This is a genomic window from Nocardioides sp. (assembly GCF_034670285.1).
GTDB lineage: Bacteria > Actinomycetota > Actinomycetes > Propionibacteriales > Nocardioidaceae > Nocardioides.
This window is the reverse complement of the sequence record NZ_JAXMNS010000137.1, coordinates 1-8,670: the sequence shown is the minus strand read 5'-3', so window position 1 is coordinate 8,670 and position 8,670 is coordinate 1. Positions and strand designations below refer to the sequence as shown.

General features: G+C 71.5%; 11 protein-coding genes. 5 read left to right on the top strand and 6 right to left on the bottom strand.

Annotation, left to right across the window (positions count from 1 at the left end; all coding sequences use genetic code 11):
* From VOI19_RS08700 to VOI19_RS08690, 3 genes are all read right to left on the bottom strand, one after another.
* Nucleotides 1-108: histidine phosphatase family protein (locus VOI19_RS08700; protein ID WP_323792571.1), on the bottom strand; the 108-nt coding region annotated here is incomplete at its 3' end.
* 2 nt (nucleotides 109-110) lie between these two features.
* The gene (locus VOI19_RS08695; protein ID WP_323792570.1) at nucleotides 111-746 is read right to left on the bottom strand and encodes a hypothetical protein; all 636 of its coding nucleotides are present in this window, start codon (nucleotides 744-746) and stop codon (nucleotides 111-113) included.
* 91 nt (nucleotides 747-837) lie between these two features.
* Nucleotides 838-1,701, bottom strand: a complete 864-nt coding sequence (locus tag VOI19_RS08690) for a UbiA family prenyltransferase (RefSeq protein ID WP_323792569.1) — start codon at nucleotides 1,699-1,701, stop codon at nucleotides 838-840.
* A 221-nt stretch (nucleotides 1,702-1,922) separates the two neighbouring features.
* Here VOI19_RS08690 and VOI19_RS08685 point away from each other — a divergent pair, with 221 nt between their 5' ends.
* A complete protein-coding gene (locus VOI19_RS08685; RefSeq protein WP_323792568.1) occupies nucleotides 1,923-2,408 on the top strand; it encodes a CarD family transcriptional regulator in 486 nt (161 codons plus the stop codon).
* A 96-nt stretch (nucleotides 2,409-2,504) separates the two neighbouring features.
* Nucleotides 2,505-3,131, top strand: coding sequence for a 2-C-methyl-D-erythritol 4-phosphate cytidylyltransferase (locus VOI19_RS08680; protein ID WP_323792567.1), 627 nt, complete (start codon nucleotides 2,505-2,507; stop codon nucleotides 3,129-3,131).
* Here the strand turns inward: VOI19_RS08680 and VOI19_RS08675 are convergent.
* A complete protein-coding gene (locus VOI19_RS08675) occupies nucleotides 3,118-3,792 on the bottom strand; it encodes an IspD/TarI family cytidylyltransferase (protein WP_323792566.1) in 675 nt (224 codons plus the stop codon). The genes VOI19_RS08680 and VOI19_RS08675 overlap by 14 nt on opposite strands.
* Nucleotides 3,793-3,878: 86 nt before the next feature.
* On the opposite strand from VOI19_RS08675, the gene nirD reads away from it, so the two are divergent.
* Nucleotides 3,879-4,250: a nitrite reductase small subunit NirD gene (nirD, locus tag VOI19_RS08670; protein WP_323792565.1), complete on the top strand. Its 372-nt coding sequence runs from the start codon at nucleotides 3,879-3,881 to the stop codon at nucleotides 4,248-4,250.
* 19 nt (nucleotides 4,251-4,269) lie between these two features.
* On the opposite strand, the gene ispF is transcribed toward nirD, so the two are convergent.
* The gene (gene ispF / locus VOI19_RS08665; protein WP_323792564.1) at nucleotides 4,270-4,788 is read right to left on the bottom strand and encodes a 2-C-methyl-D-erythritol 2,4-cyclodiphosphate synthase; all 519 of its coding nucleotides are present in this window, start codon (nucleotides 4,786-4,788) and stop codon (nucleotides 4,270-4,272) included.
* 32 nt (nucleotides 4,789-4,820) lie between these two features.
* On the opposite strand from ispF, the gene VOI19_RS08660 reads away from it, so the two are divergent.
* Both VOI19_RS08660 and VOI19_RS08655 read left to right on the top strand, forming a co-directional pair.
* The gene (locus tag VOI19_RS08660; protein WP_323792563.1) at nucleotides 4,821-6,368 is read left to right on the top strand and encodes a molybdopterin-dependent oxidoreductase; all 1,548 of its coding nucleotides are present in this window, start codon (nucleotides 4,821-4,823) and stop codon (nucleotides 6,366-6,368) included.
* Between the two features lie 65 nt (nucleotides 6,369-6,433).
* The gene (locus tag VOI19_RS08655; protein WP_323792562.1) at nucleotides 6,434-7,201 is read left to right on the top strand and encodes an SDR family NAD(P)-dependent oxidoreductase; all 768 of its coding nucleotides are present in this window, start codon (nucleotides 6,434-6,436) and stop codon (nucleotides 7,199-7,201) included.
* A 45-nt stretch (nucleotides 7,202-7,246) separates the two neighbouring features.
* Here the strand turns inward: VOI19_RS08655 and VOI19_RS08650 are convergent, their stop codons facing one another.
* Nucleotides 7,247-8,446 (bottom strand): C39 family peptidase, encoded by a 1,200-nt coding sequence (locus tag VOI19_RS08650; RefSeq protein WP_323792561.1) that lies wholly within the window; start codon nucleotides 8,444-8,446, stop codon nucleotides 7,247-7,249.
* Nucleotides 8,447-8,670: the final 224 nt, after the last annotated feature.

Genomic DNA, 8,670 nt, shown 5'->3' with positions numbered 1-8,670 from the left:
CTCGGCGCGGCCCTTGTCGGTGAGGTCGACGTCGACCCAGCCGGTGAAGAGGTGCTTGGCGTTCCACTCGCTCTCGCCGTGGCGGAGCAGGATCAGGGTGTGGCTCATGGTCACTCCTCCTCTTCGCCCTCGCCGTGGGCCACCGGCTCGAGCGGCTCGCAGGAGTAGGGGTCGGTGTCGTCGGCCGAGTGGCCCTCGGAGTGGTCCTCGTCCTCGGAGTGCGACTCAGCGGACTCGCCGGACTCGGCGTCCTCCTCGGCACCCGGGAGCACCATGCCCGGGAACTTCGCCGGGTCGTACTCGTAGCAAGGTCGCATCACGGCGACCTCGATGGTCGTGGTCTGACCGCTGTCGAAGGTCAGCTCGAGACTCACGAAGTCGCCCAGGCCCACGTCGCCGCTGATCGGGATGCCGCCGAGCTGGTAGAGGCTCTGCGCCGCCTGCGGCTCGACCACGAGCGGGTCGAGGGCCTCGATCGGGGTGGCCTCGCCGCCCACGCCGGTGAGTGCGATCGGCACCTGCTGGTTGGCGTTGGCGAACGTGGCGACGAAGACGCCGCTGTCGGGGGCCGCCGAGATGATCGCGGCGGCCAGGACGTCGACCTCACCGTCGCGGTCGTTGACGCCGGAGCTGATGGTGTTGACCCGGTCGGTGGCGAGACCGAAGCCGCACGACGACAGGCTCCCGGACAGGAGCAGCGCGCCGGCAACGATCGCGGTGGAACGACGGGGGAGCCCATGAAGCATGTGTCTGAGCCTTCGCTGGTCGAGGAGAGGCGGATCGGGACCCAGCGTGACGTGGGCCCGGTGGCGTCAGCCTAGCGGGACGTCGCCGACCTCACTGCCTCAGCCCGATGGTGGAACCGAGGATGATGAGCAGTCCGACGACGGCAGCGGTGTAGCCGGTCGACCAGGCCAGGAGCTTGGTGGCGCCCAGACGTCGTCCGAGGACCAGCGGGAAGTAGGTCCAGCCGTCGAGGTCGTCCTCGACCAGGCCCCAGATGGCGCGCAGGAAGTGGACCCCCAGGCCGAGGAGCGCAGCGCCCAGGACCATCGCGACCTGGGGCGGGTCGCCCTCGGCGCCACCGCCGTACCCGCCGTGGGAGAGGTAGGCGGGGAGCAGTGCGAACGAGACCATCCAGGGGACGAACGAGAGGCGCCCGCGCCGCAGGACGACGTTGCCGAGCAGCCCCATCACCAGCGAGGCGAGGTAGTAGACGCCGGCGGTCACGCCGACCGAGATCGACAGCGGGATGACCAGCAGGACCGCGATGATCAGGGCGTACCAGGCGGTGCCCGCGTCGAGTCGGCCCTGCGCGATCGGCTTGCGGGCGGTGTCGTGGGCGGCGTCGCGCTCGCGGTCGACCAGATCGTTGTGCCAGCCGAGGATGCTCTGGCCCACGAGCACGGTGGCCAGCACGATCGCGGCCTCGCCGCCCGGCCGCCCGGAGGCGAGCGCCGCGGCAGCCAGGACGACGGCGGTGGCGACGGCTTGTCGCGGGTGAGCGGCCTGGATCAGCGTGACGGGCGTGGAGTCGAGGGCCCGCCGGCGCCAGCCAACGGCCGGGGCGGGTGTCTCAGGTGACTCGTCGGTCTCAGGCGCCCCGGGTCCTTCGGAGACCTCGAGGTCCTCGGAGGTCTCGGAGGTTTCGGGGTCCTCGGGACGCGGTTCGGTGTCGTCGTGCAGCTGCCCTGGTGCCATGTCGGCAAGTATCGACCACATGCGCCCCACGTGTCGCAGATCACCCGGTGTGAGGGGTGTCGGGGGGCCCGAATTGACCATCGGTCCTGACTGATCGGACAGTCGCCACCATAGAAGTCACGGTCTGTCAAGCCTCGAACAGGGCTCTGACCTGCGGAAACGATGTCTGGGGCGAATCTGTGACGTGCTAAGATGGAAGCCTAGGAAAGGGTTCATCACACATGACTTTCACCGTCGGCGAAACGGTTGTTTATCCCAATCACGGGGCCGCGATCATCGAGGACATCGAGATGCGGACGATCAAGGGAGAAGATCGCGAATACCTTGTTCTGAGGATTGTCGCTCAGCAGGACCTCGTCGTGCGCGTTCCTGCGTGCAACCTCGACCTCGTCGGAGTGCGCGACGTCGTCGACAAGGAGGGCCTCGACCGCGTGTTCGACGTCCTGCGTGCCGAGCACGTCGAGGAGCCGACCAACTGGTCGCGTCGCTACAAGGCGAACCTCGAGAAGCTGCACAGCGGCGACGTCATGAAGGTTGCCGAGGTCGTGCGCGACCTGTGGCGCCGTGAGCGCGACCGCGGTCTCTCGGCCGGTGAGAAGCGAATGCTCGCCAAGGCGCGTCAGATCCTGGTCTCCGAGCTCGCGCTGGCCGAGCAGACCAACGAGGACAAGGCCGAGACCATTCTCGACGAGGTCCTCGCTTCCTGATCGTTCCTCCCGCACCACCAGCACTCCACCGAAGGGCCCCGGCACCAGCCGGGGCCCTTCGGTGTCGGTGCGCCGTCCACGCCCTACCGTGAGCGCATGGCTGACCTCAACGAGATGGACCTCGAGGGCGACGAGACCCCGGACGCGCTCGGCACGGTGCTGATCGACGACCGCGGGTCCTTGCCCTTCGCAATGATCCACGGCGAGGCCCTCGTGGCCGCGGCGTCCTGGGCGCTGGGGGAGTCGGGCGTGCTGCCCGTCGACCTCGGCACCGAGTGGGCCGGCCTCGTCGACTCGGGCGAGCCCGTGGTCCTGCACGACGCGCTGTGCCCCATGACGCCACCGTCGTTCCTCGCCGCGTGCGTGAGCGAGGCCGTCGAGCACCAGGCCGTGGTGATCGGCGTCCGACCCGTCACCGACACCGTCAAGCAGGTCGTCGACGGGTTCGTCGGCACGACCCTCGACCGGGAGGCCCTGGTGCGGGTCTGCTCGCCCGTCGTCCTGCCCCCGGCCGTGGTGGCCGCCGTCGACCTGGGTCCCACTGACCTCGCCGACCTGGCGGCGCTGGCCGCGAGCCTGCGTGACCGTTTCCCCGTGCGGCTGCGCGAGGCGCCGCCCGAGGCCCGCCGGGTCGACAGCCTGGACGACGTCGCGGCGCTCGAGGCGTTGACGGCGCGGAGCGCTGAGGGGCCTGACGGCACGGCCGGCGTCAGCGACGACTGAGCAGGGCCTCCGCCAGGGCGACGTCCTCGGGGTAGGTGACCTTCAGGTTGGTCACCTCGCCGGACACCGCTGCGATCTGCACGTCTGAGTAGGCCTCGAGGCAGGAGGCCGTGTCGGTGCCGGTGAAGCCGTCGCCGTCCGCCGCGGTGTACGCCGCCAGCAGCTCGCCTGCGGCGAAGGCCTGCGGCGTCTGCACGATCGCCCCGCCCTCGACGAGGCCGTTCGGGCCCAGGAGGGCCGAGGTCGCGACGACCGGGATGGCGCCGCCGTGGGTGCGCGCGGCGGTGATCACGGCGTCGTACAGCGCAGGGGTGGCGAGGGGGCGGGCAGCGTCGTGGATGGCGACGACGTCGATCAGTCCGTCACGGATGGCGGGCCGCAAGGCCTGGAGCGCAGCCCACTCGGAGGCGTGCCGATCGGCGCCGCCGGCCACCATCAGCACCTCGCGGGCGCCGAGCAGGGGCTCGATCTCGGCGGCGACCGTGGGCTCGTCGCCGGGTCGCACGACCACCACGAGCCGGGCGACGTCGTCCACCGCGAGCGCGGTGCGCAACGAGTGGGCCAGCACGCTGGCGCCGTCCACGGGCAGCAGGACCTTGTTGACCCCGGCCCCGACGCGCGTGCCGGAGCCGGCGGCGAGGATCACGACGGCTGCAGGCACCGGGCGATCATCGCAGCCGCCTTCGTTTTCACAGCCGTAACACGGCGTAACCGCGATGTGTGTTGCCTCGATCTAACTTGCTTGACATGGCAACGCACAGCTCTCGCTCGGAGGAGCCCGAGAACTGGCGTCCTGTGTGCAAGATGGCCGACCTCGAGGTCGAGCGAGGCGCGACGGCGTTGGTGCACGGCCACGCGCTGGCGATCTTCCGCGGCCAGGACGACACCGTCTACGTGCTCGGCAACCACGACCCCTTCTCGAAGACGTCGATGATCGCGCGGGGCATCGTCGGGGTGCGGGGCGGCGTGCCGTTCGTGGCCTCGCCGCTGCACAAGCATGCCTTCGACCTGCGCAACGGACGGTGCCTCGAGGACCACCACGTCTCGGTGCCGGTCTACGAGGTGAAGGTGGTCGAGGGCGTCGTGATGGTCGGGAATCGCAAGACCGCCGTCGCCTAGGGCTGCTGGGCTCCGAAGGTCACTGGGTCGGGCGGCGGGCGACCACGAGGGCGGTGGCCATCGCCGCGACCCCGTCGCCGCGACCCGTGAGCCCGAGCCCGTCGGTGGTGGTGGCGCTCACGCTCACCGGAGCGCCGACGGCGGCCGAGAGCGCGGCCTCGGCCTCGGCCCGGCGCGGGCCCAGGCGCGGTCGGTTGCCGATGACCTGCACAGCGACGTTGCCGATCTCGAAGCCGGCCTCGCGCACCCGGCGGGCGGTCTCGGCCAGCAGGGTGGCTCCGGACGCGCCCGACCACTGCGGCTCGGAGGTGCCGAAGTGAGACCCCAGGTCGCCGATGCCGGCCGCCGAGAAGAGCGCGTCGCAGGCCGCGTGGGCGGCGACGTCGGCGTCGGAGTGACCCTCGAGACCGGCCGGCTCGTCGGGCCAGGAGAGGCCCGCGAGGTGCATCGGGACGCCGTCCACGAGGCGGTGCACGTCGACACCGATCCCGGTGCGGGGCAGGTTTGGTTCGCCAACCGTAAGAACTGAGGGACCCATTCGGGCATCATGCCCGAGGCACCATGGGTGTCATGAAGAAGTCTGCGTCGTGGTGGGCCCTCTCCGGCGTCGCCGCCGGTCTGGTGGGCCTTGCTGTCGGCTACCTGGTGTCCGCCCTGATGAATCTCCGGCTGACCCCGGTCAGCGCGGTCGCCGAGCTGGTCGTCGAGCTCGCCCCGGCGGCCGCTGCCAACAACCGCGACCTCGGCACCGCCGAGAAGCCCGCGCTGGTCGTGGGCATCTACGTCCTGCTGGTCCTCGCCTTCGCCGGGGTCGGCCTGCTCGCCCGCGAGCGCTGGTGGCCGGCAGTGGCCGGCTTTGCCGCCGTCGCATTGATCGGCGCCCTCGCCGCCCTCTCGGCATCCGAGTCGCAGGTCACCGACGTGATCCCGGTGCTCCTCGGGTTCGGCGTGATGGTCGTGGCGCTGTCGTTGCTCGCCGACCGGCTCCGGGCCTTCGAGGCGGTCACCGACCCGCAGCGCTTCGCCCAGCCGTACGCGCGCACCCGGCGCAGCTTTCTCGGGACGACCGCAGCCGTGCTCGGGGTGGCGGCGCTCGCCTCGGTGGTCGGCAACGTCCGTGGCGGTTCGCGACGGGCGGTCGAGGAGGCCCGGCGCGGGCTTGCCGGCAGCGGCAAGGGCTTGCTGGTGACGCAGCCCCAGGTGCCGGCCGACGTGTCGATCGGGGTCGACGGCGTGGCCTCGTGGGTGACGCCGTCCGACCGCTTCTACCTGATCGACACGGCCTTCTCGAAGCCGGCAATCACGCCGTCCCAGTGGAGCCTGCGCATCCACGGCATGGTCGACAACGAGCTCGTCCTGACCTACGACGATCTCCTGCAGCGCGAGCTGCTGGAAGGCTGGGTGACGTTGAACTGCGTCTCCAACACCGTCGGCGGCGACCTGGTCGGCAACGCCTGGTGGAGCGGTGTGGCCCTGGCCCCGATCCTGGCCGAGGCCGGTATCCAGGCCGGTGCCGACGCCATCCTGCAGACCTCGGACGACGGCTGGAACTGCGCGACGCCGGTCGAGACCGTGATGGACGGACGCAACGCGATGCTCGCGCTCTACATGAACGGCGAGCCGCTCCCCGTCGAGCACGGCTTCCCGGTGCGCACGATCGTCCCGGGGCTCTACGGCTACGTCTCGGCCACCAAGTGGGTCGTCGACATGGAGGTCACCCGATTCGACGCCGTCGACGCGTTCTGGACCCAGCGCGGCTGGGGCGAGCTCGGCCCGGTCAAGATGGCCTCGCGCATCGACGTGCCCGCCAACGGCGCCACGGTCCAAGAGGTCGACGGCGGCGTCGTGATCGCCGGGGCCGCCTGGGACCAGCACACCGGCATCGAGGGCGTCGAGGTCGCCGTGGACGGCGGGGCCTGGACCGCGGCCGAGCTGGCCGGCACCCCCACCGACGACTCCTGGACCCAGTGGCGCGCCACGGTGCCGCTCGAGCGTGGTCGACACCGCGCGCGCGTGCGCGCCATCAGCAAGGACGGCGAGGTGCAGACCGGCGCCGTCGCCGACGTGCTGCCCGACGGTGCCACCGGCTGGCACGAGGTCGAGTTCACGGTCGGCTGATCCGGCCGGTCTCAGCTGGTCTGCGCGGGCCCCGGGCGCCGTCGCCGCGTGGCACCATCCGAGGCGTGAACGCCGCAGCGCACGACTTGTCGCAGGACTTCGCCGACCGTCCGGGCGCAGCCCTCGTGGTCGGCGGCAACGGTGGGCTCGGCGCACCGGTCGCAGCCCTGCTCGCCGCCCGAGGCGCACGCGTGGCGGTGACCTATCGCCGTACGGCGCCGGCGGCGGGGGAGCACTCCGCCGGGGCTCACCGACTCGACCTCGACGACCTCGCGTCGGTTCCGGCCGTCATCGCGCGGATCGCCGCGGCGACCGGTGGGCTGCACACGCTGGTGCACGCCGCGGGCCCGCACGTGCCGATGGTGCACCTCTCGCGGGTCGACCCGGCGGCGATGGCGGCGCAGCTGGCCGGCGACGCGGCCGCCTTCTTCGCCGTCGTCCATGCGGCGTTGCCGCACCTGCGGGAGTCGCGCGGCTCCGTCGTGGCGGTGACGACCGCTGCCACCACGCGCTTCCCGGTGCGCGACGGCCTGTCGTCGGCACCGAAGGCAGCCGTCGAGGCGATGGTGCGCGGCCTGGCCGCCGAGGAGGGCCGCTTCGGCGTGCGGGTCAACGCCGTCGGTCCCGGGATGCTCACCGACGGGATGGCCGAGCGACTCATCGCTGCCGGCGACCTGTCCGACTCAGACCTCGAGGTCACGCGCGGCCACATCCCGCTACGCCGGTTCGGCGTGGCCGAGGACGTCGCCGAGGCGGTCTGCTTCCTCGCCAGCGACCGCGCCGGCTTCGTCAGCGGGCAGAAGCTGGACGTCGACGGCGGCTACGGCGTCTGACGACGCCGCAGCAGGTCGCCGCAGGTCGTAGCAAGTCGCCGGGGGTCACCAGTTGGTCTGGTTGCCCTTCGGCAGCGGGTGCGCGGAGTCGCGGATGACGTAGACCAGGCCGCCCGAGCGGGGCAGCCACGCCCGCTCGAACTGCGCGCGGTCGTAGGTGCGTCGTACGGCGCTGTTGTTCTTGCCCGCGGGGTCGTTGACGACGACGTCGCCGTCCTCGGTGAAGCCGACGATGACCAGCAGGTGTCCGGCGGTCGAGGAGATCGGGGCGCCGGTCATCTCGCCGCTCCCGAAGGAGATCGAGGCGATCAGCGGGATGCCGGCAGCGATGAACCGCTCGGCCTCGCGCAGCGAACGCAGCCGGGTCACGAAGGCCTTGCCCACCCGGCTCGCGGCGTAGGCGGTGTTGAAGGGCCAGTTGCCGGCGCCGTCGTAGGTGTGGTCGAAGGTGTAGCGAGCCGCGTAGGCCACCCACGGGTCCGGATAGTCCTCGGGCACCCAGGAGTAGGCGCGCGGGCCGGGGAGGGCGTCGTAGTAGCCGAGCACCATCGAGGTCGAGGTCGGCGAGCACCAGGCCTCGCCGCCGCCGTTGTACTCGGGGAACTCGCCGCCGTGCACCATCTGCGAGAACTGCGGCACGTCGAGCACGATGCCGCGGCCCGGGCCGGGCTTGGACGTCGTGCCGGCGTCGCCGGGCAGGCTCGAGGCGACCGCGCCGATGGTGTCGACGCCGGGGTTGCGGGACGTGCCGGCCTTGCGGGCCAGCGTCACCTTGAGCTGGTAGGTCGAGAGTCCGCCCGGCGCGCGCCAGGTGTCGACGTTGACGTTTGCGAGGTCGTCGGCCTGGCTGCCGAAGGTCGAGCGCTTCAGGTGCCGGTCCGTCTTGGCCCAGCGGCCCATGAGGTCCCAGCTGGAGCGCTTCCCGGAGGCGTCGCGGCCGCGTACCCGGATCTCGACGAAGCTGTTGCCCGGGGTGATGGCCGACCACGACGGGATCAGCTCGGTGAAGGAGAAGCCCGGGTCGACCCACGGGGAGGTCCACACGGCCTGCTCGTAGGCGGTGCCGCCCAGGGTGCGGGTGGCGGCGGGGCTGCCGAAGCGGATCCGTCCGCGGGCGACCTTGGTGCCCTTCGCGCGGCCCTGACGCAGCTCGGCGCCGGAGTCAAACTGGTGGTAGTGGACCTGGCGCGTGTCGGCCCGCCGCTCGGAGGGTTCCGCCGCGGTCGCGGGGCTCACTGGCGTCACCGCGGCAACGTAGCAACTGGACAGCAGGAGAGTGAGCACGAGCGGGGGCACGTGTCGTCGGGGAAGGCGCACCGCGCCACGGTACGTCACCTTCGACACATCTGTCCCACCCTTCTCACTGCTCTCATCCGTCCCGTCATCTGCGCCGAGTCGGCGCGAAGACGCGCCGACTCGGCGCGAACGACGCGCGGCCCTAGACTTCACCGGTGACCTTCAGGCTCTAC